Origin of the sequence: Hymenobacter sp. APR13 (assembly GCF_000737515.1) — a bacterium.
Classification (GTDB): Bacteria; Bacteroidota; Bacteroidia; order Cytophagales; family Hymenobacteraceae; genus Hymenobacter.
This window is the reverse complement of the sequence record NZ_CP006587.1, coordinates 1,015,276-1,041,601: the sequence shown is the minus strand read 5'-3', so window position 1 is coordinate 1,041,601 and position 26,326 is coordinate 1,015,276. Positions and strand designations below refer to the sequence as shown.

At 61.5% G+C, this 26,326-nt stretch carries 26 protein-coding genes and 1 tRNA gene; 12 read left to right on the top strand and 15 right to left on the bottom strand.

Annotation, left to right across the window (positions count from 1 at the left end):
• Positions 1-57: 57 nt before the first annotated feature.
• The 4 genes from N008_RS23510 to N008_RS21305 form a co-directional block, all read right to left on the bottom strand.
• Positions 58-987, bottom strand: a complete 930-nt coding sequence (locus tag N008_RS23510; RefSeq protein WP_197062951.1) for a hypothetical protein — start codon at positions 985-987, stop codon at positions 58-60.
• A 106-nt stretch (positions 988-1,093) separates the two neighbouring features.
• A complete protein-coding gene (locus N008_RS04385; RefSeq protein ID WP_044014030.1) occupies positions 1,094-1,495 on the bottom strand; it encodes a hypothetical protein in 402 nt (133 codons plus the stop codon).
• 23 nt (positions 1,496-1,518) lie between these two features.
• Positions 1,519-1,929, bottom strand: a complete 411-nt coding sequence (locus N008_RS04380) for a response regulator (RefSeq protein ID WP_044014028.1) — start codon at positions 1,927-1,929, stop codon at positions 1,519-1,521.
• A 130-nt stretch (positions 1,930-2,059) separates the two neighbouring features.
• Entirely contained in the window at positions 2,060-3,559 is a 1,500-nt protein-coding gene (locus N008_RS21305; RefSeq protein WP_197062950.1) for a sensor histidine kinase, read from the bottom strand.
• A 142-nt stretch (positions 3,560-3,701) separates the two neighbouring features.
• On the opposite strand from N008_RS21305, the gene N008_RS04370 reads away from it, so the two are divergent.
• On the top strand, positions 3,702-4,505 hold the full coding sequence (locus N008_RS04370) for a TrmH family RNA methyltransferase (RefSeq protein ID WP_044014026.1): 804 nt from the start codon (positions 3,702-3,704) through the stop codon (positions 4,503-4,505).
• Here the strand turns inward: N008_RS04370 and N008_RS21300 are convergent.
• The gene (locus N008_RS21300; RefSeq protein WP_081910610.1) at positions 4,502-5,191 is read right to left on the bottom strand and encodes a DoxX family membrane protein; all 690 of its coding nucleotides are present in this window, start codon (positions 5,189-5,191) and stop codon (positions 4,502-4,504) included. The two genes, N008_RS04370 and N008_RS21300, sit on opposite strands and share 4 nt — an antisense overlap.
• A gap of 107 nt (positions 5,192-5,298) precedes the next feature.
• Positions 5,299-6,420 (bottom strand): N-acetylglucosamine-6-phosphate deacetylase, encoded by a 1,122-nt coding sequence (gene nagA, locus N008_RS04360; RefSeq protein ID WP_044014024.1) that lies wholly within the window; start codon positions 6,418-6,420, stop codon positions 5,299-5,301.
• A 147-nt stretch (positions 6,421-6,567) separates the two neighbouring features.
• Here nagA and N008_RS04355 point away from each other — a divergent pair, with 147 nt between their 5' ends.
• Entirely contained in the window at positions 6,568-6,843 is a 276-nt protein-coding gene (locus tag N008_RS04355) for an acylphosphatase (protein ID WP_044014022.1), read from the top strand.
• Between the two features lie 14 nt (positions 6,844-6,857).
• Here N008_RS04355 and N008_RS04350 read toward each other — a convergent pair whose 3' ends face one another.
• The 3 genes from N008_RS04350 to typA all read right to left on the bottom strand — a co-directional run bounded on the left by N008_RS04350 (position 6,858) and on the right by typA (position 10,556).
• Complete coding sequence (locus N008_RS04350; protein ID WP_197062949.1) at positions 6,858-7,598, bottom strand: YqjF family protein; 741 nt, start codon at positions 7,596-7,598, stop codon at positions 6,858-6,860.
• Positions 7,599-7,722: 124 nt separating this feature from the next.
• Complete coding sequence (locus N008_RS22640; protein ID WP_081910608.1) at positions 7,723-8,643, bottom strand: T9SS type A sorting domain-containing protein; 921 nt, start codon at positions 8,641-8,643, stop codon at positions 7,723-7,725.
• A 104-nt stretch (positions 8,644-8,747) separates the two neighbouring features.
• Positions 8,748-10,556: a translational GTPase TypA gene (typA, locus tag N008_RS04345; RefSeq protein ID WP_044014016.1), complete on the bottom strand. Its 1,809-nt coding sequence runs from the start codon at positions 10,554-10,556 to the stop codon at positions 8,748-8,750.
• A gap of 254 nt (positions 10,557-10,810) precedes the next feature.
• Here typA and msrB point away from each other — a divergent pair, with 254 nt between their 5' ends.
• The 3 genes from msrB to N008_RS04330 all read left to right on the top strand — a co-directional run bounded on the left by msrB (position 10,811) and on the right by N008_RS04330 (position 12,815).
• On the top strand, positions 10,811-11,389 hold the full coding sequence (gene msrB / locus N008_RS04340) for a peptide-methionine (R)-S-oxide reductase MsrB (protein ID WP_044014014.1): 579 nt from the start codon (positions 10,811-10,813) through the stop codon (positions 11,387-11,389).
• Positions 11,390-11,575: 186 nt separating this feature from the next.
• A complete protein-coding gene (locus N008_RS04335; protein ID WP_044014012.1) occupies positions 11,576-12,373 on the top strand; it encodes a DUF3050 domain-containing protein in 798 nt (265 codons plus the stop codon).
• Between the two features lie 85 nt (positions 12,374-12,458).
• Positions 12,459-12,815 carry a hypothetical protein gene (locus N008_RS04330; protein ID WP_156109008.1) on the top strand — a complete coding sequence of 119 codons (357 nt, stop codon included), beginning with the start codon at positions 12,459-12,461 and terminating at the stop codon, positions 12,813-12,815.
• A gap of 84 nt (positions 12,816-12,899) precedes the next feature.
• On the opposite strand, the gene N008_RS04325 is transcribed toward N008_RS04330, so the two are convergent.
• Positions 12,900-13,544 (bottom strand): hypothetical protein, encoded by a 645-nt coding sequence (locus N008_RS04325; protein ID WP_052381185.1) that lies wholly within the window; start codon positions 13,542-13,544, stop codon positions 12,900-12,902.
• Between the two features lie 276 nt (positions 13,545-13,820).
• Between N008_RS04325 and metG the strand changes: the two genes are divergently transcribed.
• Entirely contained in the window at positions 13,821-15,866 is a 2,046-nt protein-coding gene (gene metG, locus N008_RS04320) for a methionine--tRNA ligase (RefSeq protein ID WP_044014008.1), read from the top strand.
• 145 nt (positions 15,867-16,011) lie between these two features.
• Here metG and pth read toward each other — a convergent pair whose 3' ends face one another.
• The 5 genes from pth to N008_RS04295 form a co-directional block, all read right to left on the bottom strand.
• A complete protein-coding gene (gene pth, locus N008_RS04315; protein ID WP_044014006.1) occupies positions 16,012-16,578 on the bottom strand; it encodes an aminoacyl-tRNA hydrolase in 567 nt (188 codons plus the stop codon).
• Positions 16,579-16,782: 204 nt separating this feature from the next.
• Positions 16,783-17,355: a 50S ribosomal protein L25/general stress protein Ctc gene (locus N008_RS04310; RefSeq protein ID WP_044014004.1), complete on the bottom strand. Its 573-nt coding sequence runs from the start codon at positions 17,353-17,355 to the stop codon at positions 16,783-16,785.
• 122 nt (positions 17,356-17,477) lie between these two features.
• Complete coding sequence (locus tag N008_RS04305) at positions 17,478-18,548, bottom strand: DUF6340 family protein (protein ID WP_156109007.1); 1,071 nt, start codon at positions 18,546-18,548, stop codon at positions 17,478-17,480.
• Positions 18,549-18,679: 131 nt separating this feature from the next.
• Entirely contained in the window at positions 18,680-19,609 is a 930-nt protein-coding gene (locus N008_RS04300) for a ribose-phosphate pyrophosphokinase (protein ID WP_044013999.1), read from the bottom strand.
• A 191-nt stretch (positions 19,610-19,800) separates the two neighbouring features.
• Positions 19,801-19,873: transfer RNA gene (locus N008_RS04295), tRNA-Gln, on the bottom strand.
• A gap of 277 nt (positions 19,874-20,150) precedes the next feature.
• Between N008_RS04295 and atpD the strand changes: the two genes are divergently transcribed.
• From atpD to N008_RS04265, 6 genes are all read left to right on the top strand, one after another.
• Entirely contained in the window at positions 20,151-21,656 is a 1,506-nt protein-coding gene (gene atpD, locus N008_RS04290) for a F0F1 ATP synthase subunit beta (protein WP_044013997.1), read from the top strand.
• Positions 21,657-21,751: 95 nt separating this feature from the next.
• On the top strand, positions 21,752-21,991 hold the full coding sequence (gene atpC, locus N008_RS04285) for an ATP synthase F1 subunit epsilon (protein ID WP_044013995.1): 240 nt from the start codon (positions 21,752-21,754) through the stop codon (positions 21,989-21,991).
• Positions 21,992-22,161: 170 nt separating this feature from the next.
• Positions 22,162-23,046, top strand: coding sequence for a hypothetical protein (locus N008_RS04280; protein WP_156109006.1), 885 nt, complete (start codon positions 22,162-22,164; stop codon positions 23,044-23,046).
• Between the two features lie 74 nt (positions 23,047-23,120).
• A complete protein-coding gene (locus N008_RS04275; protein WP_052381184.1) occupies positions 23,121-24,260 on the top strand; it encodes a trans-sulfuration enzyme family protein in 1,140 nt (379 codons plus the stop codon).
• A gap of 475 nt (positions 24,261-24,735) precedes the next feature.
• Positions 24,736-25,188 carry a DUF2147 domain-containing protein gene (locus N008_RS04270; RefSeq protein WP_044013991.1) on the top strand — a complete coding sequence of 151 codons (453 nt, stop codon included), beginning with the start codon at positions 24,736-24,738 and terminating at the stop codon, positions 25,186-25,188.
• A gap of 4 nt (positions 25,189-25,192) precedes the next feature.
• Positions 25,193-26,260, top strand: a complete 1,068-nt coding sequence (locus tag N008_RS04265; RefSeq protein ID WP_044013989.1) for a DUF6268 family outer membrane beta-barrel protein — start codon at positions 25,193-25,195, stop codon at positions 26,258-26,260.
• Positions 26,261-26,326: the final 66 nt, after the last annotated feature.

Sequence of the window (26,326 nt, the reverse complement as noted above, 5' to 3'; positions counted from 1 at the left end):
CAGGTAAGGGCCCTGGCGTTGGCGGAGCGGCCGGTTTTGGCGCGCCCCGCCTCCCAGCTACTGCCCGCGGTTGTAGAGGCTGATGGCCTGCCGGACGTTGTTCTGGGTTTTGCCGCCCAGCACCAGCGGCACAATCATGAGGGGCAGGCTGGCATATACTAGCGGCGAAATAGCCGGCCCGTTGCTGTTGGGGTTGAGCGACTGGACCAGGCCGGCCACCAGCAGGCCCCCGGCCGCCACGTAGCTTAGTGTGGTGTAGGTCTGGTACTGGCGGGCCTGCAGCAGCAGGCTGGTCGCAGCCTGGTTGTCGGCGGTGGCCAAAGCCAGGGTGCGCACGTTCAAGTTCTCAATCGGGCCGTTGTCTTTGCTGAAATACTCGGTTTTGGTGGTGCGGTACATCGGCCCGCCAAAGCCGTAGGGGTATCCCCCAAACCCGCCGTAGCGGCCATAGCCCCCGAACCCGCCCATGCCGTTGCCGGCGTACTGGGTGCTGGTGATGGAGTAGAGGCTGATGCGGCCCACCTTGTCGCGGCGCAGCGTGGACTCGCGGGAAGAGCGGCCGGGCAGCGTGGTGCGCACGTAGAAGCCGGTTTCGTCTTCGTAGTAGCGCACCTGGTCCAGCTCGAAACGCTGCTGCCCATCCATGAGCAGGTAAGGGCGGCCCAGCAGCGGCTGCTTCACCAGCACATCGAATCCCTTATACACCTGCCCGGTTTTCAGGCCCACGCTGTAGCGGGTGGTAGCGGCCGGGGGCAGGGGGGCCTGCTGCGGCTGCGGAGTGGGCGCCGCGGGCGGAGCAGCCAGCTGGCGCGGGGCAGCCTGGCGGGCGGTGTCGGGGGCGGCCACAGGCGCGGCGGCGGCCGGGCGGCTGGTGGGCGGGGCCGGCGGCAGGGTGTTCAGCTCACGCGGAGCCTGCTGGGCCCGCACCACTGCGGGCGCGGCCAGCCCCAATCCCAACGACAGCAGCAAGGCAGAACGAAATAGCATACGAAAAGAGCAGAAGGGCGAAGGATGAGGCGCTACAACAAAAACGGCTTCTGGACGAAACCTGTGCGCCGATGCCGCAAAATAAGTGCCCGGTTTTGAGGGGGCGCTACGGCAGCTGCACCAGCCAAGCCCGGGCGGCGCTTTCGTCCTGAAAGTATTCGGCCTGAAAGGTATCGTTCTGCCCAACATGCAGCAGAATATTCTTTACAGAAGTCTGGTTGAAAATGTCTTCGCTGGTGATGATGGCCACGGCGCGGTAGCCAGCAGCCAGCGCCTGCGGAAAAAATGTTTCCTGAATCCACTGCTGGTCGGTGCGCGGAATCACGCGCATAGCGCGCAGGTCGCTCAGGGATTTGGCCGTGCCGTACTGCTGCTGTAGCTGCAGCAGCGCGTCGTGGGCTTCGCGCAGAGGGCCGCCGGTGGCAAAGCCGTTCCAAACCTGCACCAAGCCGGGGATGGTATCGTCGTAGTAGATGCGGGTGGTGTCGTTTTCGAATTTAAGCGTCATGATAAAGGATTCTTACTTATTTCTTATTTGAGCAGCTTTTCCAGCAGGCTCATGCTGTCTACCATGTCGGTAGTGGTTTCAAAATCAATGGGTTTGAGAATGTAGCCGCTTACACCCAGGTTCTGGGCATTGAGCCGGTCTACGTCCATGGCCGAGGTAGTGGTGATGAACACCGGAATGTCGGCCAGCTCGGGGTTGCGGCGGATTTCAGCCAGGAACTCGTGGCCGTTCATTTTAGGCATGTTCAGGTCCAGCAGAATCACTTCGGGCAGCGGCCGGATCGGCTCGATTCCGTTGCGACCCAGCAGCAAATCCAGGGCTTCCAGGCCATTGAAAGCCGTGTAGAGCTTGTGCTGAACGCTAAATTTCTCGAATGACTTCTTCACCGTCATGGTGTCAAAGAAATCGTCTTCTACAAGCAGTACGGAGCGCATAGTAGGGATGGAGTGATGGGGTGACAGGTGATAGGGCAATGAGAGAACAGGAGCTGAAGTTAAAGCTGATGGAAGACCAGAGTAAGAGCGTTACATCATCAACTCAGCACTTCATTCCCTCATCACCACCCTATTTGGTGGCCTCTTTTGGCCAAGTGAATACAAACGCAGCTCCCTGGCCGGCCGCCGACTCAACGTGGATGCTGCCTTTCTGCTCGTCAATAATCTTCTTAACGATGCTCAGGCCGATACCGGTGCTTTCGGCGGTGTGCCGGTCGCGCAGGGTCTGGAAAATGAGGAAGATCTTCTCGTGGTATTCGGGGGCAATGCCTGGGCCATCGTCCTGCACCCGAAACTCGTAGCACTTGCCCGCGTCGCGGCAGCCGATGGTGATGGTGCCGGCTTCCTTGTCGTGGTACTTGGCGGCGTTGCTCATCAGGTTGGTGAACACCTGCTGCAGGCTCAGGCGGTCGGTCTGGAATACCGGCAGCGAGTCGGCCAGCTCCACCCGAAAGCTCAGCGGCACCACCATTTCCGTGATTTCGCTGACCAGCTGCGCCACGTTCACTTCCTCGATGTGCTGCTCGGTGCGGCCCGCGCGGGCGTAGGCCAGCAAGCCGTTGATCAGGTCTTCGAGGCGGCTGAGGCGGCCCTTCATCATGCCCAGATACTGGCGCATTTGCTCGCTCAGCTCGCCGTGCAGCTCATCTTCAATCCACTTGACCACCGTCATCACGCCCCGCAATGGCGCTTTCAGGTCGTGGGAGGCCACGTAGGCAAACTGGTCGAGCTCCTGGTTTCGGTTTTTGAGGGCCGTGAAGTTCTCGTCCAGCGTCTGGGTCATGCGGTTGAGCGAAGTCGCCAGCTTGCCCAGCGTGTCGCGCTGCTGGTCCTGGCTGATCTTCACGCTGAAGTCGCCCTGCACCACCTGGTTGGCCAGGTTTTCGATGATTTCGATGCGCCGGGCCGTGTCTGTGTTGACGGTGGTCAGCTCCTGTTGTAGGCGCTGGTTGGCTTGCAGCTCGCGCGAGATTTTCGAGAACAGCCACAGCACAATCAGCACGGCCAGCACTGCCGACACGACGATGGCCAGCGGGCTGGTGTTTTCGTAGAAATCCTGGTTTTGGCGGCGCTGGTCGAGCAGCACGGTTTCGTCGGCCGTGATTTCATCCAGCAGCCGCCGGATATCGTTCAGCGCATTGGCGTCGGCCAGCACCAGGTCGCGGGCGGCCTCGGGCGAGGGCCGGACGCGCTGCCACTTGTTGAGCAGGGCCCGCTCGAAGGCAATCAGCTGCCGCAGGCTGTCGAGGCGGGTTTGCTGCGTGGGGTTGTCGCGGGTGAGCAGCTGCAGCGCATCGAAGTTGCGCAGGGCCCCGTCGAGGCTGGGTTGCACCTCGTCCAGGCGGGTGGAGTCGTCCAGCAGCAGATAGTTGCGCACGGCCAGCTGGGCGTCGCGGGTGCGCATGCGCATGTCGGAGGTGTGCTGCATCACCTGGTAGGTGTGCTCCACCTGCCGCGTGTAGAAGCTCAGCTGCTGAATGCTGCGGTAGGCCAGCAGCGAGGTGAGCGTGAGCACCAGCAGCGCCACCGTGAAGCCCAGAAGAATCTTGGTATTGAGTTGTAGCCGCATTTGCAGGAAAAAGGCGAAACCGAAAGTCAGCACGCTTACGCGTGTGCAAGGATAACGGTTGAGGTACGGAAAAGTGCGCCGCCGCTCGCCCCCGGCCCCGTATCTTTGGGGGCCCGCCCACCTGCCGGGCCCGTTTTTCGCTATGCCCGACCTCATTTCCAGCCCTCAGAACCCGCGCATCAAAAACCTGCTGCGCCTCCAGCAAAAGTCGTCGGAGCGGCGCGAGCAGGGCCTCACCATTATCGAAGGCCTGCGCGAGCTCACCATTGCCCGGGCTGCCGGGGTAGCCGTGCCCACGCTGTTTGTGTGCCCCGAACTGGCCGGCCCGGCCCGCCTGGCCGAGTTGCGCGCCCTGGCCGCCGGGGCCGCCACCGAGTGGATTGAGGTGTCGAAGCCGGTGTTTGAGAAGGTAGCTTACCGGGAGGGTTCCGATGGGGTGCTGGCCCTGGCCCAGCCGCCGCGCCACACGTTGGCCGCGCTGAAGCTGCCGGCCGCGCCGTTGCTGCTGGTGCTGGAAGCTGTGGAGAAACCCGGCAACCTGGGGGCCATCCTGCGCACCGCCGACGCCGCCCGCGCCGACGCCGTCATCATCTGCGACCCGCGCACCGACCTCTACAACCCCAACGCCATTCGCAGCAGCATCGGCTGCATCTTCACGGTGCCCACCGTGGCCACCACCCGGCAGGAGCTGCTGAGCTGGTGCGAGCAGCATGGCATCCGCACCTACGCCGCCGCCCTCACCGACCACGCCCGCCCCTACACTCAGTACGACTTCCGCGGCCCCACCGCCTTCGTGATGGGCACCGAAGCCGACGGCCTCACGCCCGAGCTCATGCAGGCCTGCACCGAAACCATCATCATCCCGATGGGCGGCTACATTGATTCGCTGAACGTGAGCACCGCCACGGCCATCCTCACGTTTGAGGCGGTGCGCCAGCGCGGCTAAACGCCGGGCGCGGCGGCGGCGGTACGCCGGCGCCACAGCAGCAGGCCGCCGGCCGCCAGCAGCAGCAACAGGCCCGCCAGCATGGTGCCCACCATCATGCGCAGCGAAACCGGGTAGAGCAGGCTGCCGCCCATGAATACGGCCACCCCCAGCCACCACAGTGCCTCCAGGCTCCGCGGCCCGGTGCGCAAGGGCACCACCCGGATGGTTTCGGGCTGCGCGGGCGGATAGAGCACGTATTTGAGCCGGTGGTAGTCGTGCAGCAGCAACCCCAGAGTCAGGATCAGGAAGCCCAAGGTCAGGTACGGCGTGCCCGTCCAGTGCTGCGACCAGGTGAGCATCACGATGCCTACCCACATGGGCACCAGCATCAGGGCCCCCAGCAGCGCAAACCGGCCCGTGAGCAGCAGCAGCCCAATCAGCAGCTGCGCCACCCCAATGAAGCGGGCAAAGATTTCCAGACTGTGCTTGGCCAGAAAGGCGTGGTCCATGGGCGGGCCCATCAGGCCGGGCAGGTGATTGTCGGAGAGCTTGTAGAGGCCGCCGCCCAGCATGAGCGCGCCCAGCAACAGGCGCGCACCACCCACATAGAGCCGCCGCCACCAGCCGCCCGCCCAGAAGGCCACGGCCGTAGCCAGCAGCGGTAGCACAATGGTCAAAGCGTAGAGTAGGGTAACGGGCGGCATGATGGAGGTAGTGGTACAGCGGGCTAAATAACGGAAGCTTCGGCGGCACTACCGCTGCAACTAAGTTCTTTGTGAGGCAACACTAGGTACCAGCCCTAGAGCAGCCGCTAGGCGTGCCAGACCAGTTCGCCGGCCCGGGCCGTGGCCTGGGCGTTCAGCTCGTTGTCAAACAACCAAAAATCAGCCGCATAGCCGGCCGCCAGGCGCCCCAGTTGCCCGTCAAGACCCAGCACGCGGGCCGGGTACAACGACGCCATGCGCAAGGCCTCTGGCAGCGGAATACCGGCGTGTTGCACACAGTTGCGTACTGCCTGCGGCAGCGTGAGGGCCGAGCCGGCCAGCGTGCCCTGCACATCCACAAAGTGGTTGGCTTGGCGCCGAAACCGGTAGGCGCCCTGCGCGCTTTCCGTCACGGCATCCGTAATCAGAAACAGCCGCTCCCGCATAATCTTGTGGCTGATGCGCACCGAGGCAAAGTCGCAATGCACGCCATCGGCAATGATGCTGGCGCTGGCCGTGGCCGCATCGTACGCAGCGCCCACTAGTCCTGGCTCCCGCCCCTGCAGCGCCGACATGGCATTGAACAGGTGGGTAGCGGCGGAAAATCCGCCATCGAAGCCCGCCATAGCCTGGGCGTAGGTGGCATTGGAGTGGCCGGCCGACAACACCACGCCGGCCTCACGCAGGCGGGCTGCTACGGCAGGTGGCGTAAGCTCGGGAGCCAGAGTCATCATGCGCAGCACGTCGTCGGCCAACGCCAGCAACTCGTTGGCTTCCGCTACGGTGGGGGCTTTGATAAACTCAACCTGATGCGCGCCTTTCTTTGTCGGGTTGAGGTAGGGGCCTTCCAGATGAATGCCCAGCAGGCCCGGTAGGTGCCGATGTGCCCGGCCTATCTCCAGCGCCTCCCGCATCAGGGGCCAGGCATTGGTAGGCATGGTAGCCAGCACGCCGGTGGTACCGTGCCGAAAGGCGTGGGCCGTGAGGGTTTCCAGGGCGGCCAGGTCGGGCTGCACTGAAAACAGCCGGCCGTTGGCACCATACACCTGTAGATCGAGCAGGCCCGGCGCCAGCTGCAGTCCGCGCCCATCTACGGCCGGAATATCGGTGGGGCCCTGCGCGTCGGGCACTACTCCGCCAAGGCGCCCATCTGCCATAACAAGCAGGCTGTGCTGAGTAAGCACTTCAGCCCCGGTATAAAGGGTGCAGTTGTAAAGCCGGTAGCGCATAAGATATCAGGGCAAGAGCAGTCGTGTGGCCGCAAGATCGGGGAGCCCGCGCAATTACGCTGCCGCTTACCTTCGTGTGGCTCCGTATCGGCGGCCAGTTGCCCTCCGCTATGGCATCCAGATAACCACTTCCTGAATCAACTATTCATGTCTGTTCAGCATCGTGCATTCCTCGTTCATGGCGGCGTGCAAGGCGTATTTTTCCGGCAGTCGGCGCGGCAGCAGGCCGAAAAGCTAGGCATCAGCGGCTACACCCGCAACAACCCCGACGGCACCGTGACCATCGAAGCCGAAGGTCCGGCCGAAGCGCTGGACACTCTGCAGGCCTGGTGCCAGCATGGCCCGCCTGCCGCGCAGGTTACCAAAGTAGACGTGGCCGCCAGGCCGGTACGGCATTATACCGGGTTTGAGGTGCGACGGTAGCGCCACCTGTGGACTTACACGCGGCGCAGTTCCTGCACCTGCACATCCAGCGCATCGGCGGCGTAGAGCAGGGGCGGGCCCAGCGGCGTGGGCAGGCCGTGGCTTTCTACCAGCGTGGAGTTCCACTCCTGCAGCGTGGCTTCCCGCAGTGCCCAGGGCTCGTGCCAGAGGCGGCCACGCCATAGGTCGGTTCCGTGCTGGTGGGGGCGTACCGTATGGCCGGCCGTGTAGAGATGATACCGCTCCGTGAGGAAATAGGCCAGCGTGCCCGGTTGCGCCAGCGGCATCGCGGCTCCCGGCGTCCAGGTAGCAGCGAAGGTGGCGGGAGCCACGCCGCGGTGGGTGCGCTCGGCCACAGCCCGCAGCGTACCGGCCGTTTCGGTCAGGCTGATGCGGGCGTGCAGGTAGGGCAGGTGAAACAGCGTGCGCGCCGCCCACACCCCCAGCGGCTGCGTAGCATCCAACGACAGAAACCACACGCCCGGCACACCGTCGAGGGTGGCGTAGGTGCGCACGTTCAGCTCGTGCAGGGCGCTCAGGCCCGGCACGGCCGGCAGCCCCAGCGGCCGGATGTGGCTCATCGTGAACGGCACCACGCCCAGCCACGCCTGCCCCTCAAACGTGTCGACCTCCAGCCGGGCCGGCAAATAGGGGCGGAGCAACTCGGGAGGCACAGGCCAGTGCGCAAACAGCAGGTTGCTCCAGCGCTGGCCCATCAAGTGCAGGCGGCGGGCAGTGGCAGGGGAGGGCGGCAAGGAGGCAGGGAGTGTCACTGATAGCGTAAAACGTAAGAGAGGCATAACCAATGGCTATGCCTCTTCACAACTCGATAAAATCGAGTTAGTTATTATCGAGCCCTTTAGCCAGCAGCAACGCAGTCTACAATTTGCTGACACGCTTGGTAACGGTGCCCGTCGCATCCGTCAGGCGGAGGATATAAACGCCTGCCGCAAAGCGTGACAAATCAAGTGGCGAAGACGTAAGGTCTGTGAACTGCGTTTCTGATAACACTCGCCCCTGAACATTCAGTAGCGTGACGTGCTTCGAGCCGGCCGTGCTGGACTGAATGGTAAGTGTATGCGCCACTGGGGTGGGATACACCTGCCACGCGCTGGCAGGTGCCTTTCTAGTGTTGAGAATGGTTTGCTCGAAAGCGTAATCTTTCACTGTAATCGTGACATCACCTATAGCTGCTTGAGTCGCCACTCTAACCCAACCATACCGCCATGGCGCAGAGGCAGTCGTTCGAAAGCGTATGCCCATGTATCTGTCTACGCCTGGTAAATAACCACCCACTGTTCTATAAGACTCTGTCACTACACGCTCCACCCATACGAAAGAAGCTTCGGTAGGCCAAGCGGCTTTTCCGAGCCAACTGTCAACGTAAGACGAATTAGTCGTCGTTTGAGGTAATTGTGCCTCTATAACACCTGCTGCGCTATAGCCAAGAATAAAACCATGATTATAAGAGGCAGTGGGTGAAATGGAGTGAGAACAACCAATTTCAATGTTGTCATGCAAGGGGCGTATCATTGCACGAGTTTCCCAACCAGTTCGTCCTACAGGTGGGGTATAGAAGATGTTGCGTGCAGTCCATCGCAAGTCATAGATGCCATCCAAATTCAAGTCGAGCGAATCAGATAGCAGCCCATTCGGAGTTCTTAAGACTGTTACTCGATCAGGAATGATATCTGTATAGGCAACTCCGTTGGTCTGGCCAGCTACGATACTTTGGCCGTTGGCGGTGAAATGCCCACTCAGGAACGTGACTCCCAACGCTAAGAATATAACTCGCTTCATAGTTGTAATAGTCAGTTTCTATTAAACATAGCGAATAAAAGCACCATAACGACAAAGCGCCGGACAATTCTTGTCCGGCGCTTTTGTCGTTATGGTGCAGACAGTTAGTCTACTTTCTTGGCCGAGCGCAGGCGCTCGTTTTCGTCGAGCAGAATCTTACGCATCCGGATCGACTTCGGCGTTACCTCCAGGTACTCATCCTTCTGGATGTATTCCATGGCTTCTTCCAGCGAGAACTGGCGCTTCGGGATGATCTTGGCGTTGTCGTCGGTGCCCGACGCGCGCATGTTGGTGAGCTTCTTGCCTTTCTGGATGTTGATGGTCAGGTCGTTCGGGCGGGTGTGCTCGCCGATAACCTGGCCGGCGTATACTTCTTCGCCTGGATCAACGAAGAATTCGCCACGGTCCTGCATCTTGTCGATGGTGTAAGCGGTACCAACACCGGTATCCATCGAAATCAGCGAACCAGCAATACGGCCGGGGATTACGCCTTTGTGCGGCTCGTAGGCCGAGAAGCGGTGGTTCATGATGGCCTCACCAGCGGTGGCGGTCAGCACGTTGTTGCGCAGGCCGATCAGGCCGCGGGCCGGAATGTTGAACTCCAGGTGCTGCAGGTCGCCTTTCGGCTCCATGATGGTCAGCTCACCCTTCCGCATCGTCACCAGCTCGATTACCTTACCGGCAGTTTCCTCTGGTACGTCCACTACCAGGTGCTCGATGGGCTCCAAACGGTTGCCTTTTTCATCTTCCTGGAACAGCACCTGCGGCTGGCCTACCTGCAGCTCAAACCCTTCGCGGCGCATCGTTTCGATCAGTACCGACAAGTGCAGAATGCCGCGGCCGTACACCAGGAACGAGTCCTCACGGTCGGTTTCCTTCACGCGCAGGGCCAGGTTTTTCTCGGTTTCTTTGAACAGGCGGTCACGCAGGTGACGCGAGGTCACGAACTTACCTTCCTTACCGAAGAACGGCGAGTTGTTGATGGTGAACAGCATGTTCATCGTCGGCTCGTCGATGCTGATGGTGGTCAGCCCTTCGGGGTTTTCAGCGTCAGCGAGGGTGTCGCCGATGTCGAAGCCTTCGATGCCCGTTACGGCGCAGATTTCGCCTGAGCTAACTTCGGAAACCTTGGTGCGGCCGAGGCCTTCGAACACCTGCAGTTCCTTGATTTTAACTTTCTTGATGGTGCCATCGCGCTTCACCAGGCTCATGTTGGCGCCTTCTTTCAGCGTACCGCGGTGTACGCGGCCGATGGCGATACGGCCCACGAACGACGAGTAGTCGAGCGAGGTAACTTGCATCTGAGGCGTGCCGTCCAGGGTCGGAGCTGGCGGAATCGAGGCCACTACGGCGTCGAGCAGCGGAATGATGCTGTCGGTTTTAACTTTCCAGTCGGTGCTCATCCAGCCCTGCTTCGAGGAGCCGTACAGCGTCACGAAGTCCAGCTGGTCTTCGGTGGCGCCGAGGTTGAACATCAGGTCGAAAACTTGCTCGTGCACCTCGTCAGGGCGGCAGTTTTCCTTGTCGACTTTGTTCACCACCACGATGGGCTTCAGGCCCAGGTCGATGGCTTTGCCCAGTACGAAGCGGGTCTGGGGCATGGCACCTTCGAAGGCATCAACGAGCAGCAATACGCCGTCGGCCATCTTCAGTACGCGCTCCACCTCGCCGCCGAAGTCGGCGTGACCAGGGGTGTCGATGATGTTGATTTTAACGTCTTTGTACCGTACCGATACGTTTTTAGAGACGATGGTGATGCCTCGCTCACGCTCCAGGTCGTTGTTGTCGAGGATCAGGTCGTCGAACTGCTGATGCTCATCGAACAGCTTCGAGGCATGAATGATCTTGTCCACGAGCGTGGTCTTGCCGTGGTCAACGTGGGCAATAATGGCGATGTTCCGGATGTTCTGCATACAAAGGGGTTTCCGGGCGCAAAGGTACGGAATGTTTGTCGCAAATAAATTACAGTAATCAATTGTTAATGAGAGAGGAAGAATCGGGCAAGCCCGGCAGGCCAACTGGCTGGGCTGCTGCGTCTCTACGGCAACCCCGCCGGAAGATTGCGGCTGGCAAGGCCGAACCCGGGCCCGCTTGCGTATGTTCTAGCCGTAGCCTGCCCAGCGCGGGTTTTTGCTTTCTTCTGTACCCATCTTCTTTTCTCTCTCTTATGCGCTCCTCTTTCCTAATTGTGCTGCTGTCGGTGCTGACGCTGAACACGGCCTGCTCCCAGAAAAAAAACACCCGCACCGACGCCAAAATGGACGCCGCCGACTCGCCGCGGACTGCTACGGCCCCTTCCGGCGCGGCCAAAGTCTACCCCAAGCCCAAGCCGATAACCGGCAAGCCCGACGAGTTTCCGGTGCGCAAAACCGACGCCGAGTGGCGCAAGCAGCTCACCAAGGAGCAGTATTACATCCTGCGCGAGCAGGGCACCGAGCGGCCCTTCAACAACCCCTACCACGACAACCACGAGAAGGGCAACTACTACTGCGCCGCCGACCACAACCTGCTGTTCTCATCGGAAACCAAGTTTGAGAGTGGCACCGGCTGGCCCAGCTTCTGGGCGCCGGCCACCGAAAACAGCCTGAAAGTAACCGCCGACAATACCATGGGTATGAGCCGCGACGAGCTGGTGTGCGCCAAGTGCGGCGGCCACCTCGGCCACGTCTTCAACGACGGCCCCAAGCCCACCGGCCTGCGCTACTGCATGGATTCCTACGGCATGACGTTCGAGAAGGCCAAGTAAGCGTAGCCTGACCGACTTGGGCGCCGCCATACATGGCGCTCTGCTGTACTTTTGCTGAACGGCCCGCTGGCAATCCAAGCCAGCGGGCCGTTTCGTTTGTTATAGCCCAAAACGGTGGCTGGGGCGTGTTTTCGCCGGCCACAGCAATTTGTGCCATCCAATCAATCCGCCTAATCCGCGATTCTCATGTCCACTCAAGTTCATTCTGATGCCATTGCCGGCCTGCAGGAGGCCCTTGCCCCGGCCCGGCAGCAGCTGGTAGCCCACGGCGTGTACCAGTCGTTGCACTCGCTCGACGATTTGCGCGTGTTCATGCAGCACCACGTGTTTGCCGTCTGGGATTTCATGTCGCTGCTGAAGGCGCTGCAGCGGGAGCTGACCTGCGTGGAGGTGCCATGGGTGCCCCGCGGCAACCCCGCCACCCGCCGCCTCATCAACGACATCGTGCTGGAAGAGGAAACCGACGTCGACCCCGAAGGCCGCCCCGCCAGCCACTTCGAGCTGTATTTGCGCTCCATGCGCGAGTGCGGCGCCGACACCGCTCCGATTGAGCGACTGCTGGCCGCCCTGGCGCAAGGCGCCACCGTAGCCGAGGCCCTGGAAGCAGCCGACGCCCCGGCCTCGGTGCGCGAATTCGTGCTTGATACGTTCCGCATCATCGAGTCGGGCCAGCCGCACGCCGTGGCCGCCGCCTTCACGTTCGGCCGCGAAGACGTCATCCCGGACATGTTCCGCCACCTCGTGCACGACCTGCGCCAGCGGTTCCCCGGCCAGCTTGACACGTTCACCTACTACCTGGACCGCCACATTCAGCTCGACGAGGAGGTGCACACGCCTTTGGCCCAGCAAATGGTGCGCGACCTGTGCGCCGACGACGCCACCCGCTGGCAGCAGGCCGAGGAAACGGCCGTGCGCTGCATGCAGGCCCGCGTGGGCCTTTGGGACGGAATCCGGGCGGCGCTGGCGCCGCGCGTGGCCGGGTAATGCGGCCCGGGCCAACCCAATAGGGCGGGAAGTCGTTGTTAGGAAAGGCCGCGCCAGCTTCGGGGCGGTCGGCCTTACTTTCTGTATGAAAACGATTCGTGTTTATCCGCTGTGCGGCTTGCTGCTGCTGGGGGCTTCGGGCCTGCTAAGCTCCTGCTTCACGTCGCAGGAAACCTCCAATGAGGTGGCCCGGCCCACGGCCGCGCCCGCCGAAATCCGCACCGATGCCGACCGCCAGGCGGCCTACAACAGCGGCGGCGGCTACGGTGGCTCCGTGCCCGACGCCACGCCGGGCCGCGTGCAGCTCGGCGAGCAGGCCAGCGGCATCAACTCGCGCAAGCGCCCGGAAAGCCTCAACACCAACGAGGCCAACACCACCTCGCAGGAAACTCGCCTGCGTCGCCTCAATGGCGCCCCGGTCGATACCGTGCGGCGGCCCTAGCTACGCCTCAGGCCTCCCGATAACACACCGGCCCGCTACCTCCTGAGAAGTAGCGGGCCGGTGTGTTGTGGAGGGGCAGGGGGGCTAAGCCTCTGGATTGTTGGTCGGAGCCGGCGTATTGTCGGTGCTGGCAGCGGCGGGCTTTGGCGCGGCGGCAGCGCGGGAGCGGGACGCCGCGGGCCGGGCGGCCGGCTTGGCCGGAGCTGCCTTAGAGGCTGGTGCGGCGGCGGGTTTCGCGGCCGCGGTTTTGGCTGCCGGCTGCTGGCGGGAGGCGGCCGGTTTAGCGGCTGGCTTAGCTACCGCGCGGGCGGCGGGCTTAGCCGGAGCGGCGGCCGTCGTGGGGTCCGATTCGGTGGAAATGCTGTCGGAGGCGGCGGCGGTGCCGTTTTCGTGGTGGCGCACTATCGTGTGCAAGGCCTGCTCAAACAGGTGCTCCATGTCGGCGTCGAGGCGCTGGGTGGCATCTTTCACCACTTCCTGCAGCTTGGCCTTGGTTTCCTTGCGGATGCGCTTCACCACTTCGCTGATGCGGCCATCCAGCTCTTTCTGCAGCTGCTTGGCGGCCGTCTTCAGAGCTTTTTTCTGCGACGCCTTCTTGCCCGCGCGGGTGTCGGAAAGGGCGCTGGCGGTGTTTTTGGCAGCTTTGGCGGCTTTCTTTTGGGCCTTTACAGCCGGGTCTTTTTCCTTCTTTGCCTTCTTGGCAGATTCCTTTTGGTCGGGGTTCTTCATGGCTTGAAAAATGGGGGAAAAGGAGGTAGCTGGCCCGTAGTACGCAAAATGCCGCCGTAGGTAGCCGAAATATAGAAGGATTAATAGGTAAAGTTGCTGGCCGCCCCATTGCGCTGCCTGGCGCCGGCCTTCCCGCAACCAGCCGGCGGTGGCCCATTGCCGAAGTAGCCTGTGCGCGCCTACCGGCGGCATTCCTCTTTATTCCTCGTTCCTTTGCACTCCCGTTGGCTGCCCGGCCGCGGCTTTCTTTCGATTTAGTTGATTTCTGCCCCCGATATGGCCTCTCTTCCCCAACGCTACACCGTTACGGCCGCGCTGCCCTACGCCAACGGCCCCGTGCACATCGGCCACCTGGCCGGCGTGTACCTGCCCGCCGACATCTACGTGCGCTACCTGCGCGCCCAGCAGCGCGACGTAAAATTCATCTGCGGCTCCGATGAGCACGGCGTGCCCATCACCATCCGGGCCCAGAAGGAGGGCGTCACGCCCCAGCAGGTGGTCGATAAGTACCACGCCATCATCCGCGACTCGTTCCAGGATTTCGGCGTGTCGTTCGATATCTACTCGCGCACGTCCTCCCAAACGCACGCCGAGGTAGCCAGCGGCTTCTTCAGGAAGCTCTACGAGGAAGGCAAGTTCATCGAGCAGACCTCCGAGCAGTACTATGATGAGAAGGCCGACCAGTTTCTGGCCGACCGCTACATCGTGGGCACCTGCCCCAACTGCGGCAACGAAAACGCCTACGGCGACCAGTGCGAGAAGTGCGGCACCTCACTCAGCCCCACCGAGCTCATCAACCCGCGCTCCATGCTGAGCGGCAACCACCCCGTGCTGCGCGAAACCAAGCACTGGTACCTGCCCCTGGACCAGTACGAGCCCTGGCTGCGCGAGTGGATTGTGGAAGGCCACAAGCAGGACTGGAAGGCCAACGTGTACGGCCAGTGCAAATCGTGGATTGACCAGGGCCTGCACCCCCGCGCCGTAACCCGCGACCTGGATTGGGGCGTGCCCGTGCCGGTTGCCGGGGCCGAAGGCAAGGTGCTGTATGTGTGGTTCGATGCGCCCATCGGCTACATTTCGGCCACCAAGGACCTGTTGCCCGATACCTGGGAAACGTACTGGAAGGACTCCGAAACCAAGCTGGTGCATTTCATCGGCAAGGACAACATCGTGTTCCACTGCATCATCTTCCCGACGATGCTCAAGGCCCACGGCGACTACATCCTGCCCGATAACGTGCCCGCCAACGAGTTCCTGAACCTGGAAGGCGACAAAATCAGCACGAGCCGCAACTGGGCCGTGTGGCTGCACGAGTACCTGCAGGACTTCCCCGGCCAGGCCGACGTGCTGCGTTACGTGCTCTGCGCCAACGCCCCCGAAACCAAGGACAACGACTTCACCTGGAAAGACTTCCAGGCCCGCAACAACAACGAGCTGGTGGCCAACCTCGGCAACTTCGTGAACCGGGCCGTGGTGCTCACCCACAAGTTCTTTGAAGGCAAAGTACCCGCCGCCGTGGGCTTCACCACCGAGGACGAGGACGTACTGCGCCAGCTGCAGGAGTTCCCGGCCCGCATCGGGGAGCTGATTGACAACTACCGCTTCCGCGACGCCCTGAACGAGCTGATGAACCTCTCGCGCCTCGGCAACAAGTACCTGGCCGACCAGGAGCCCTGGAAGCTCATCAAAACCGACGAGGCCCGCACCGGCACCGTGCTGCACGTGTCGCTGCAGCTGGCCGCCGCCCTCGTCACGCTGCTGGAGCCCTTCCTGCCCGAAGCCGCCGCCCGCCTGGGCCGGATGCTCAACACCGAGAAAGGCACTTGGCCCCAGGCCGGCCGCCCCGACGCGCTGCCCGCCGGCCACCAGCTGGCCGAAGCCGCGTTGCTGTTCACCAAAATCGAGGATGCCACCGTGGAAGCCCAGGTGCAGAAGCTGCTAGACACCAAGAAAGCCAACGAACTGGCCGCCGCCGTAGCCGCCCCCGCGAAAGAGGATGTGAGCTTCGAGCAGTTCCAGCAGATGGATCTGCGCATCGGCACCATCGTGGCCGCCGAGAAGGTCGCCAAAACCAAAAAGCTGCTCAAGCTCAGCGTAGACCTCGGTTTCGATGAGCCCCGCACCATCGTATCAGGCATTGCTGAGCACTTCCTGCCCGAGGCCCTCATCGGCCAGCAGGTGCAGGTGCTGCTCAACCTCGCCCCCCGCGAAATCAAAGGCATCCAAAGCCAGGGCATGCTCCTGATGGCCGAAAACGCCGACGGCGTGCTCAGCCTCATGCAGCCCAGCAGCTCCGTGCGGCCGGGTTCGGGAGTGGCGTAAGCCGCTACCCGATAACAATAGAACGTCATTCAGAGCGAAGCGAAGAATCTCGCTAGAGGGTATATCGATTGATTACCCTCTAGCGAGATTCTTCGCTTCGCTCTGAATGACGTTCTGCTTTTACAGGATGGCCTGAATGCGAGGTTTACTTCACGTTCACCACGTTCATGGCCCGCTCTACGCCCATAGCGCCAAAAGCCAGCACAGCTTCGGCGGCTTTTTCCAGGCGGCCTTCCAGATCGATGTTTTCATCGGCGGAGAAGGGGCTGAGCACGTAATCCACCTGGCGGCCTTTGGAGAAGCTAGAGTCGATGCCGAAGCGCAGGCGGGCGTACTCGTCAGAGCCCAGGGTTTCCTGGATGTGCTTGAGGCCGTTCTGGCCGCCGGCCGAGCCTTTGGCTTTCAGCCGCAGTTTGCCGAAGGGGAGGGCCAGGTCGTCGGTGACGACTACCATGTTTTCCTTGGTGAGCTTGAGTGTGCTCAGCCAGTGGGCCGCCGCCTTGCCGCTCAGGTTCATGTAGGTGGTGGGCTTCACCAGCACGTAGGTGTGGCCCTTGTGCTTGATTTCGGTGGTGAAGGCATGGCGGCCCAGCTGCCAGGGCGCGGCGTCGTGTTTGCGGGCCAGGTAGTCGCCCACCATAAAGCCCACGTTGTGGCGCGTATCGGCGTATTCCGGCCCGATGTTGCCCAGGCACAGCACAAGAAACTTCATATCACGGATTTAGACGGATTCTTCGGATTTCACGGATGCAAAGTTGCGCAGCCGGAACAGCAATATTCTGCTGGCCCGGCCCTCAACGCACACAAAAAAAAGCCGCCCTGCGAGCAGGACGGCTTTTTGGGTTGGAAAGGCAGGTATGCCGCGTCGTCCACAAAATCCGTGAAATTCGCTTACATCCGTGCCAATCCGTGATCCTTATTTGTCGGCCGACATCTGGCCTTTCAGGGCACGTGGGATGGCCACGGTAGCAATAGGAGCCTGCTCGTTGGTCAGGATGGTGTAGTTGTTTGGCACAACTTTGCTCACCTTGATCGACTTGCCGAGGCCCAGCTCCGAGATGTCTACTTCTACGAATTCGGGCAGGTTTTCGGGGGTAGCACGTACGCGGATTTTGCGCAGCTTGCTCACCAGCTTGCCACCGGCCAGTACGCCTGGCGAAACGCCTACGTACTTCACAGGCACGTCCATCTTCACTTCTTTGCCTTCCTGCAGCTCCAGGAAGTCAACGTGCAGCAGCATTTCGTTTACAGGGTGGAACTGGGCATCCTGTACGATGGCGCTGTAGTGCGTGCCTTCCACGTTCAGGTCCACGATGTGAACTTCGGGCGTGTACAGCAATTCGCGGAAGAGGATAGCGGGGGCGGAGAAGTGAACCTGCTCTTTGCCACCGTACAGTACGCATGGTACGTACGATTCGAGGCGGATAGCCTTGGCGTCCTTCTTACCGAGATTCGCTCTTTTAAACCCTACAATCTCGAGGCTTTTCATAAAAGTGTGCTTTTGAGGAAAAAACGCGTGCCCAAAGCAGGCAAACGGGCCGCAAAGATAGGCGGATTATCCGACAATAGAAACCCGAATCTGCCTTTCTGCTGCTGCGCGGGCCGGGTGGCCTACTGCCCGCCGTTGGTGGCAGGGCCCATCTGCTGCTCCACTGTCTGGGCAGCCTGCTGGCGGGCCTGCAGCTGGCGCACGTAGTCGCGGGCGTTGGCGAGCTGGTAGTCGTAGGCGGCTTTGCGGGCAAAGTCCACGGCGCTGCTCAGGCTGCCGTTCATCTCGTGGTACACGGCCAGGTTGTAGCAGGCGCGGCCCGCCACTTTGGGGTCGGCGCTTTGGGCGGCCTGGCGCCATACCGTGGCGGCCTGCTCCCAGTCCTCGGCCTGCACCCGCACGTTGGCCTGGCGCAGCAGCTCGTCGCGCTTGGCGCGGGTGTACACTTCCCGCGAGAGGTTCACGTAGGAAGGCGCAATCCGCCGGGCGTACTGGTCGCCGATGCGGGTGGAGACGCGCCGGATGCACTCCTCGGGAGCGGGCAGGCCGCGCAGGGCCTGCTGGTAGGTGTCGCCTTCACTCACAAAATTGAGGCGGTCTTCCTGGCGGGCCTGGTCTACCACCAGCCCCTGCGGGCCATATGTGCGGAAGCCCGTCACCACGCGCATGCTCATGTGCACCACCGTAACCGGCACCTTGCGGTCGGGCTTGTCTTTCTCCTTGATGATACGCTCCTCCACGCTCTGGCTGAGCTGCATGTCTGAGTCGAAGGCTTCCAGCACCACCAGCCCGTCTACCTGCGAGCGGCGGCACACTTCGCGCACGTAGTCGGGGGCCATGGGCGGCAGGAAGAACTCGCGGGTGCGGCCCAGCAGCTGTAGGCTGGCCGGCGTCACGCGGAAACGAGGGCTGTTGCGCATCAGGGCCTCGCCCACGCTCATCGTGCACGACTCGGCCCCGGCGCGGTCTACCAGCGGGCCTTCGCCGGTGAAGATGCCTTCCAGCACATCAAAGAACTTGTCGCGGCGGCTTTCGGGCAGTACGCGGTTGGCGGTGGCTATGCGCTGCATCTGCACGGGCATCGACACCGAAGCCGGCGCTAGGGCCTGCATGTGCACAGTGGTGGTGCAGCTGGCCAGCCCACCCAGGGCCAGCATAGCAGTGAGGCAGCAAAGGAGTAGAGGACGTTTCATGGCGCAGAATAAAAATAAAAAACAGAAAGGGGAACTTTTTACAGTTCCCCTTTCAAGACCGTGCCAAAGCTGCGCCAACCGCGGCGGCGCTTTGGTTTTTCCAGTGATTTTATCCTGCGCCAAAGGCGCCGCTACACAAACAGCGAGCTGATGCTCTCGTGCGACACCACGTTGTGAATGGCCTGCGCAAACAGCGGGGCCAGCGAAATTACCTTCACCTTCGGGTTTTCCTGCTTCAGCGGAATGGTGTCGGTAATAACCAGCTCTTCCAGCGCCGAGTTCAGAATCCGCTCGTGGGCCGGGCCGCTCAGCACGCCGTGCGTAATCACGGCCCGCACCGACTTGGCGCCGCGCTCCATCAGCAGCTCGGCGGCTTTGCAGATGGTGCCGGCCGTGTCCACGATGTCGTCCACGAGCACCACGTTCATGCCGGTTACGTCGCCGATTACCTGCATCGAGGCAATTTCGTTGGCCCGCAAACGCATCTTGTCGCAGACCACGATTTCGGCCCCGAACTTCTTGGCGAAGCCGCGCGTGCGCACCACACCGCCCACGTCGGGCGAGGCAAAGATGAGGTTCTCCAGGTTGAGCGACTTGATATAAGGGGCCGTGACGGTGGCGCCGTCCAGATGATCAACCGGAATATCGAAGAAGCCCTGGATCTGGCCGGCGTGCAGGTCGCAGGTCATCAGGCGGTCGGTGCCTACGCTTTGCACGAAGTCGGCCACTACTTTGGCGCCGATGCTCACGCGGGGCTTGTCTTTGCGGTCCTGGCGGGCGTAGCCGTAGTAGGGCATTACTACGGTAACGGAAGCGGCGGAGGCGCGCTTGGCGGCGTCCACCATCAGCATCAGCTCCATCAGGTTTTCGGCGGGCGGGTTGGTGCTCTGAATCAGGAACACGGCGCAGCCCCGGATGCTTTCGTTGAAGCTCGGTCCCAGCTCCGTGTCAGCGAAGCGCTGAATGCTCAGGTCGCCGAGCGGCTGGCCGAACGCTTCGGCAATTTTCAAACCCAGTTCGTGGGAGGCGTTGCCCGCGAATATTTTTACCTGCTGTGACATGGGGTACTTGAAAAGAAGGGAAAGGTGAATCACAGATTTCGCAGATTAAAAAAGGGATTTCACGGATTGAGTAGCAACTACCCATCCGTGAAACCCCTTTTTTTGATCTGCAAAATCTGTGATATAAAAAGCGAAAGGCGCCGACTCTTCCGGGGAGGAAGAATCAGCGCCTTTCGCGTTGTGGTAGTCGGTTGTCCGACCAGGGCTCGAACCTGGACTTTCTTGAATCAAAATCAAGCGTGTTGCCAGTTACACCATCGGACAATTTCCCATCCGTTTCCGTTACCGGTGTGCCGTTTGGGTTTGCAAATGTAGTACGGCTTTTTTTCAAGGCAAACTTTCGGCGAAAAATTTTTTCAGAAAATTTGGCCTCAGTAGCGTGTAAAAGGGGTTTTGCGGGCTGTGAGTGCCTGATTTTCAGGGTTGGAGAGGCGGAATCCGGGCTCGGAAAATTCTTGAAAAAACCTGCTTTGGCAAAGCGGGTATTAAGCCGTAGTTTTGCGGCCTGAATCGTTGCATCCCACTCCATACATAAAAAGTAATGGCGAATACCGGCAAAATCACCCAGGTTATCGGTCCCGTTGTGGACGTGAGCTTCGCGGGTGAAGGCTCTAAGCTCCCCAACATCCTCGACGCCCTCGAAGTCATCAAAGACAACGGCCAGGTCGTTATCCTGGAGTGCCAGCAGCACCTGGGCGAAGACCGTGTGCGCACCATCGCCATGGACTCGACGGAAGGCCTCACCCGTGGCGCCGCTGTGCGTGACCTGGGCGCTCCTATCTCCATGCCTACCGGCGACAGCATCAAAGGTCGTCTGTTCAACGTCATTGGCTACGCCATCGACGGCATTCCACAGCCCACGAGCACCACGCGCCTGCCGATTCACCGTCAGGCCCCGCGCTTCGAAGACCTCGCTACTTCTTCGGAAGTGTTCTTCACCGGCATTAAAGTAATCGACCTGCTCGCTCCTTATGTAAAGGGTGGCAAGATTGGTTTGTTCGGTGGTGCCGGCGTAGGCAAAACCGTACTGATTCAGGAGCTGATCAACAACGTAGCCAAGGCCTACTCGGGTCTGTCGGTGTTTGCCGGTGTTGGTGAGCGTACCCGCGAAGGCAATGACCTGCTGCGCGAATTCATCGAAGCCAACATCATTCGCTACGGCGAGGAGTTCAAGCACTCGATGGAAGAAGGCGGCTGGGACCTGAGCAAAGTAGACATGGCCGAGATGGAGAAGTCGCAGGCCACCCTCGTGTTCGGCCAGATGAACGAGCCTCCCGGAGCCCGTGCCCGCGTAGCCCTGTCGGGTCTGACGATTGCCGAAAGCTTCCGCGACGGTGATGGCACCGGCGCCGGCCGCGACATCCTGTTCTTCATCGACAACATCTTCCGCTTCACGCAGGCTGGCTCCGAAGTATCGGCTCTGCTGGGCCGGATGCCGTCGGCCGTAGGTTACCAGCCTACGCTGGCCACCGAAATGGGCGCCATGCAGGAGCGGATTACCTCTACCAAGCGCGGTTCCATCACGTCGGTACAGGCCGTATATGTTCCTGCCGATGACTTGACGGACCCGGCCCCGGCCAACACCTTTGCTCACTTGGACGCCACCACGGTACTGAGCCGCAAAATCGCCGAGCTGGGCATCTACCCCGCCGTTGACCCGCTGGACTCTACCTCGCGCATCCTATCGGCCGCCGTCCTCGGCGACGAGCACTACAACACCGCCCAGCGCGTGAAAGAGATTCTGCAGCGCTACAAAGAACTGCAGGACATCATCGCCATTCTGGGTATGGACGAACTCTCCGAGGAAGACAAGCAGGTAGTAAACCGCGCCCGCCGCGTGCAGCGCTTCCTGTCGCAGCCATTCTTCGTGGCCGAGCAGTTCACGGGCCTCAAAGGCGTCCTCGTTGACATCAAGGACACCATCCGCGGCTTCAACGAAATCATCGACGGCAAGCACGACCACCTGCCGGAAGCGGCTTTCAACCTGGTAGGCAACATCGAAGATGCCGTGGCCAAGGGTGAGAAGCTGATGGCGGAAGCAAAATAAATGGCTTAGTGGCCGAATTGATAAATGGTTGGTTGTTCAGCACCTCGTTAGAACGACCAACCATTTATCAATTCAGCCATTCAACAATACAGACCATGCATCTAGAAATCATCACCCCCGACCGCAAGGTTTTTGAAGGCGAGGTTACGTCGGCCCAGTTTCCGGGTACCGATGGCCTGTTCGAGGTTCTCAACAACCACGCCCCGCTGATCTCGGCTTTGAAAGCCGGCAACGTGGTGCTGAACGGCGGCGCTACTACTTTCCGCATCGACGGCGGGGTGGTAGAGGTGCTGCGCAACAACGTTATCGTACTGGCCGAAGGCGCTTCGGCGTAAGCGCGGCCTGAAGCAGTTTCAGCAAAGCCCCGCACCTGCCAGCAGGTGCGGGGCTTTGTGCGTCTGGGAGGGAAGGATGGGGCTGAGGCAGAAATTGTGTGGCTTCGCTAACCGGTAAATCTGCTACGGCGCGTAGCTTGCGCCACTCTTTTTCCGCACTACCAGCTACTATGCGCGTTATTCTACCCTTGATGGGTTTGCTGCTTGCGGCGGCCCCGGTTGTTGCCCAAACCTTTCCTATCGACTACCGGCGGGCCGCGCAGGCCCAGGACACTGCCAAGCAACGGCGGGTGCTGGCGGCCTGGCAGCTGAAAGAGCCCAACAACCCCGACCGGTACGTGGCCCAGTTCAACTACCTGCTGCGCAAGTCGTACCGCGTGGTGGTGAGCACGGCCCCGGCCGCCGGGCGGGGCGTGGCGCTGCAAAAGCAAGATGGCAGCGCCGCCGGCTCCCTCAGCGAGGGCTACGATCCGCGCCTGTTGGAGGCCGCCCGCAACACGTTGCGCGAAGGCATACGGCTGGCCCCGGACCGGCTGGATATGCGGTTCGGGCTGGCCAAGGCCTACGAGATGACCCACGAGCCGGGCCCGGAAGTGCAGGTGCTACGCGAGGCCCTGGCTGCGCGCAAAGCCAGCGGCCAGCCGTGGCGCTGGCAGGAAGGCAAGCCGTTGCCAAGGCCGGAGGCCGTTTTTCTGCCCGAAAACCTGGAAGAATACATGCTGCCCTACTGGCAGGCCGACACTCCCGAAGACGCCGAGGTAGCGCGGCAGCTGGCCGAGCTCGTCAGCGAGTATTACCCGGAAAGCTCCCTTGGTCCTTTCAACCTGGGCATGTACCACAGCCTGCACGGGCAGGAGGATAAGGCCTACGCGCTGTATCAGCGGGCCAATACCAGCAAGCCCAACGACTGGCAGACACTGGCCAACCTCACCCGCCTGGCCATCAACCTCAACCACAAAACCGAAGCCCAGCAGTACCTGGCGGCGCTGCAGAAGCTGCCGGCAGGGCGGCCCGCCGCGGCTCAGCTGGGCAAAGAGGTACGGCAGATGAAATAGTGCCCGGCTGCAACCAGCGCCGTACTTTGCCGTTGTTTTGCCCCGCGCCCAATTTCCCGCCCACTCTCCCGCCCATGCACATCCACCCCAAAATCACCCCGATTTACCAGACCTCCGTTTTCAAGTTTGAAGACCTCAACGAGCTGGAGCTATACTTCGGGGAGCCCGGCAGCCGCTACCTGTACTCGCGCAACGGCAACCCCAACTCCGACGAGCTGGCCGAGGCCGTGACGCACCTGGAAGGCGGCGCCGGGGCGGTGGCCACGGGCTCGGGCATGGCGGCCATCTTCGCGGCGCTGATGACCTACTGCACCGCCGGCGACCATGTGCTGTGTGCGGCCGACATCTACGGCGGCTCGGCCGCGCTGCTCAACCAGGAACTGGACCGGCTGGGCATCAGCGTGAGCTACGTGCCCTTCGAGGACCTGACCACCAACCTGGCGGCCTACGCGCAGCCCCGTACCCGGCTGCTGCTTTGCGAAACCATCAGCAACCCGCTGCTGCGCGTGGTAGACCTGCGCGCCGCCGCCGAAGCCGCCCACGCACTGGGGCTGAAGCTGGTACTGGACAACACCTTCGCCTCGCCGGTACTCACGCAGCCGTTCGAGTACGGCGCCGACCTGGTGATGCACAGCGTCACGAAGTATCTGGCGGGCCACTCCGACGTGACGGCCGGGGTGGTAGTGGCGCGCACGCCCGAAGATGCCGCCCGCCTCCGGCAAATCGGGACGCTGTTTGGGCTCACGCTGAGCCCGATGGAAAGCTGGTTGGCCGTGCGCGGCATCAAGACGCTGCGGCTGCGCATGGAAGCGCACAGCCGCAATGCCCAGGCCGTAGCCGAGCTGCTGGCGCAGCATCCGGCGGTGCAGGAAGTATTTTATCCGGGCCTGGCGCAGCATCCGCAGCACGCGCTGGCGCGGGAGCAGGGGGCAGGTCGGTTCGGGGGTATGGTTTCGTTCCGGTTGCTGGACGACAGCACCGACGCTGTAAGCCGCTTCATGCGGGCCAGCCAGCGGTTCCCGTTCGCGCCGTCGCTGGCCGGCGTCGACTCGTCGCTGTCGTATCCGGCGGGCACCTCGCACCGGGCCCTGATGGAGGAGCAGCGGCAGGAGTTAGGCATTACGGCCGGGCTGGTGCGCCTGAGCGTGGGCATCGAGCCCATGGAGGAGCTGCTGGCCGACCTGCATCAGGCGCTGGAAGCTACGGCGGTTTAATACTACCTGCCCTTGGGTTGTACTAGCAGTCTGGCTTTTTGTGCCGGGTGTACTGGCTATTGAACTTTATGTGCCACCAATCTGGGCTTTGTGCTGACTTCAGGCGCGGTGGTGGCAGGCAAAGGCGTCACGGATGATTTCGGCTACGCGCTGCATGTCACTTTCAGTAAGGTCTGAACCAGAAGGCAGGTACAAGCCTTGGGTAAATAACTCAGTACAAACATCACTGCTTAACATCGAGAGCCGGCCGCTGTAGAACCCGCTGCACCTGTAGTGGCTTCCACAGCGGCCGGCTCTCGATGTTAAGCATTTCCAAGTTCTGCCGTATCGCCCTGCTGCTTATTTGGTGATATTAAAACATCATTATAATTATATTAAAAGGGGATTAACCCTATTATAATTCTATTTTATTACTTCTATTTGGAGAAGCATTGCTCCTTTTTTTTCATCCCACCCACTCATTCTAGTACCCATTATGAAGCTGATCAAACAAAGCCTGCTCACTTTACTGCTTGTTGTGCTGACGGCGGTGTCCGCCCTGGCAGATAACCCGGACGCTGTGCTAGGCGTGTGGAAAAATGGGGAAGGAACGGGCATGATTCAGATCTACAAGAGCGGCGACAAATACTTCGGACGCATTGTGTGGCTGAAAGTGATGAACAACCCCGACGGCACGCCCCGCACTGACGTCAACAACCCCACCGAATCGGCCCGCACCAAGCCTTTGCGTGGCCTGGTGAACATGCGCGACTTCAAGTATGTCGGGGAAAACAAGTGGGAGGGCGGCCAGATCTACGACCCCAAAAACGGTAGCGACTATTCCTGCGAGATGACCCTGACCGACCCGAACACGCTGGAAGTGCGCGGCTATATCGGCGTGTCGCTCTTCGGCCGGACCGACGTGTGGAAGCGGCAGGTAAAGAAGTAGCCTCATGCAGCATCTCTCCCGTTTTCTGCTTCCCGGCGCCCTGCTGGCGCTGAGCACGTTGCTGGCCGCACCGGCCCTGGCCCAGGACCTGCCCACCGCCCCCGCCGACTCGCTGGGGCTGGAAGATTTCAGCAGCTTCGGCAACGCCGACGCCACCGCCAACCGGCCGTATGCCAGCCAGAAGGTGCTGTTGCAAAGCCCCACCAAGCTAATTTCGGTGGGCTATGAGGCCCAGATGCCCTTTGATCTGACGTCTATTGGTCCGTTGGTACCTACTACCGGCGGGCCGCAAAAGGTTACCGAGCAGGTGGACCGCTTTGCGGGCCTGCGCCTAGGCTTCAATGCCCCGGTGATTTCCAATTCCAGCCTGATTCTGAACCTGGGCCTCACGTACTGGAACACCGGCGTGCGGGTAGCCAATGCCGAGCGCACGCCGCTGTTCCGGCGCCTAGAAGACGGACTGCGCTCCACGGGCTTCAACGCCACGGTGTTCCGGCCGCTCAACGACAAGAACTTCCTGCTGGTGCAGGGCAACGTCGACCTGAACGGCACCTACCGCAACTTCGACGCCATCAGCAGCAAGGCCCTGACCTACAGCGGCACGGCCATCTACGGCTGGAAGCCCAGCGAATCGTATATGTGGGGCCTGGGCCTCACGCGCACCTACCGGGCCGGGCAGCTGCTGCACATTCCGGTGGTATACTACTTCCGCACCTTCAACCCGAAGTGGGGCGTGGAGGCCATCTTCCCGGCCCGCGTGAACGTGCGGCGCAGCTTCGGGGCCAACTCGCTGCTCATGCTCGGCTACGAGCTGGAAGGCAACGCCTACTATCTCGGCCCTGTGAACGGCCAGGACGTGTACCTGCGCCGCGGCGAGCTGAAGCCGCGTATCACCTACGAGCGCCAGCTGACGGGCTTTATCTGGCTGTCGGCCCAGGCGGGCTTCCGCTACAACTACCGCTTCGATGCCTTCAGCAAGCAGAACCCCAGCGGCGACAACGACCCGCTGTATGAAAACGAGCTGGGCAACCCATTGTACTTCAACCTGAGCCTCAACTTGGTTAGCCCCTAACAGGCGGTGGGCTGGCCAGTTTGCCATTTTCGGCGGCCGGGCCCCACTTTCCTGCTCGAAGCTGCT

Excerpts from the sequence above, each read along its gene's own strand:
- N008_RS23510 (WP_197062951.1), bottom strand. The coding sequence starts at position 987 with ATGCTATTTCGTTCTGCCTTGCTGCTGTCGTTGGGATTGGGGCTGGCC.
- N008_RS04385 (WP_044014030.1), bottom strand. The coding sequence starts at position 1,495 with ATGACGCTTAAATTCGAAAACGACACCACCCGCATCTACTACGACGAT.
- N008_RS04380 (WP_044014028.1), bottom strand. The coding sequence starts at position 1,929 with ATGCGCTCCGTACTGCTTGTAGAAGACGATTTCTTTGACACCATGACG.
- N008_RS21305 (WP_197062950.1), bottom strand. The coding sequence starts at position 3,559 with ATGCGGCTACAACTCAATACCAAGATTCTTCTGGGCTTCACGGTGGCG.
- N008_RS04370 (WP_044014026.1), top strand. The coding sequence starts at position 3,702 with ATGCCCGACCTCATTTCCAGCCCTCAGAACCCGCGCATCAAAAACCTG.
- N008_RS21300 (WP_081910610.1), bottom strand. The coding sequence starts at position 5,191 with ATGCCGCCCGTTACCCTACTCTACGCTTTGACCATTGTGCTACCGCTG.
- nagA (WP_044014024.1), bottom strand. The coding sequence starts at position 6,420 with ATGCGCTACCGGCTTTACAACTGCACCCTTTATACCGGGGCTGAAGTG.
- N008_RS04355 (WP_044014022.1), top strand. The coding sequence starts at position 6,568 with ATGTCTGTTCAGCATCGTGCATTCCTCGTTCATGGCGGCGTGCAAGGC.
- N008_RS22640 (WP_081910608.1), bottom strand. The coding sequence starts at position 8,643 with ATGAAGCGAGTTATATTCTTAGCGTTGGGAGTCACGTTCCTGAGTGGG.
- typA (WP_044014016.1), bottom strand. The coding sequence starts at position 10,556 with ATGCAGAACATCCGGAACATCGCCATTATTGCCCACGTTGACCACGGC.
- msrB (WP_044014014.1), top strand. The coding sequence starts at position 10,811 with ATGCGCTCCTCTTTCCTAATTGTGCTGCTGTCGGTGCTGACGCTGAAC.
- N008_RS04335 (WP_044014012.1), top strand. The coding sequence starts at position 11,576 with ATGTCCACTCAAGTTCATTCTGATGCCATTGCCGGCCTGCAGGAGGCC.
- N008_RS04330 (WP_156109008.1), top strand. The coding sequence starts at position 12,459 with ATGAAAACGATTCGTGTTTATCCGCTGTGCGGCTTGCTGCTGCTGGGG.
- N008_RS04325 (WP_052381185.1), bottom strand. The coding sequence starts at position 13,544 with ATGAAGAACCCCGACCAAAAGGAATCTGCCAAGAAGGCAAAGAAGGAA.
- metG (WP_044014008.1), top strand. The coding sequence starts at position 13,821 with ATGGCCTCTCTTCCCCAACGCTACACCGTTACGGCCGCGCTGCCCTAC.
- pth (WP_044014006.1), bottom strand. The coding sequence starts at position 16,578 with ATGAAGTTTCTTGTGCTGTGCCTGGGCAACATCGGGCCGGAATACGCC.
- N008_RS04310 (WP_044014004.1), bottom strand. The coding sequence starts at position 17,355 with ATGAAAAGCCTCGAGATTGTAGGGTTTAAAAGAGCGAATCTCGGTAAG.
- N008_RS04305 (WP_156109007.1), bottom strand. The coding sequence starts at position 18,548 with ATGAAACGTCCTCTACTCCTTTGCTGCCTCACTGCTATGCTGGCCCTG.
- N008_RS04300 (WP_044013999.1), bottom strand. The coding sequence starts at position 19,609 with ATGTCACAGCAGGTAAAAATATTCGCGGGCAACGCCTCCCACGAACTG.
- atpD (WP_044013997.1), top strand. The coding sequence starts at position 20,151 with ATGGCGAATACCGGCAAAATCACCCAGGTTATCGGTCCCGTTGTGGAC.
- atpC (WP_044013995.1), top strand. The coding sequence starts at position 21,752 with ATGCATCTAGAAATCATCACCCCCGACCGCAAGGTTTTTGAAGGCGAG.
- N008_RS04280 (WP_156109006.1), top strand. The coding sequence starts at position 22,162 with ATGCGCGTTATTCTACCCTTGATGGGTTTGCTGCTTGCGGCGGCCCCG.
- N008_RS04275 (WP_052381184.1), top strand. The coding sequence starts at position 23,121 with ATGCACATCCACCCCAAAATCACCCCGATTTACCAGACCTCCGTTTTC.
- N008_RS04270 (WP_044013991.1), top strand. The coding sequence starts at position 24,736 with ATGAAGCTGATCAAACAAAGCCTGCTCACTTTACTGCTTGTTGTGCTG.
- N008_RS04265 (WP_044013989.1), top strand. The coding sequence starts at position 25,193 with ATGCAGCATCTCTCCCGTTTTCTGCTTCCCGGCGCCCTGCTGGCGCTG.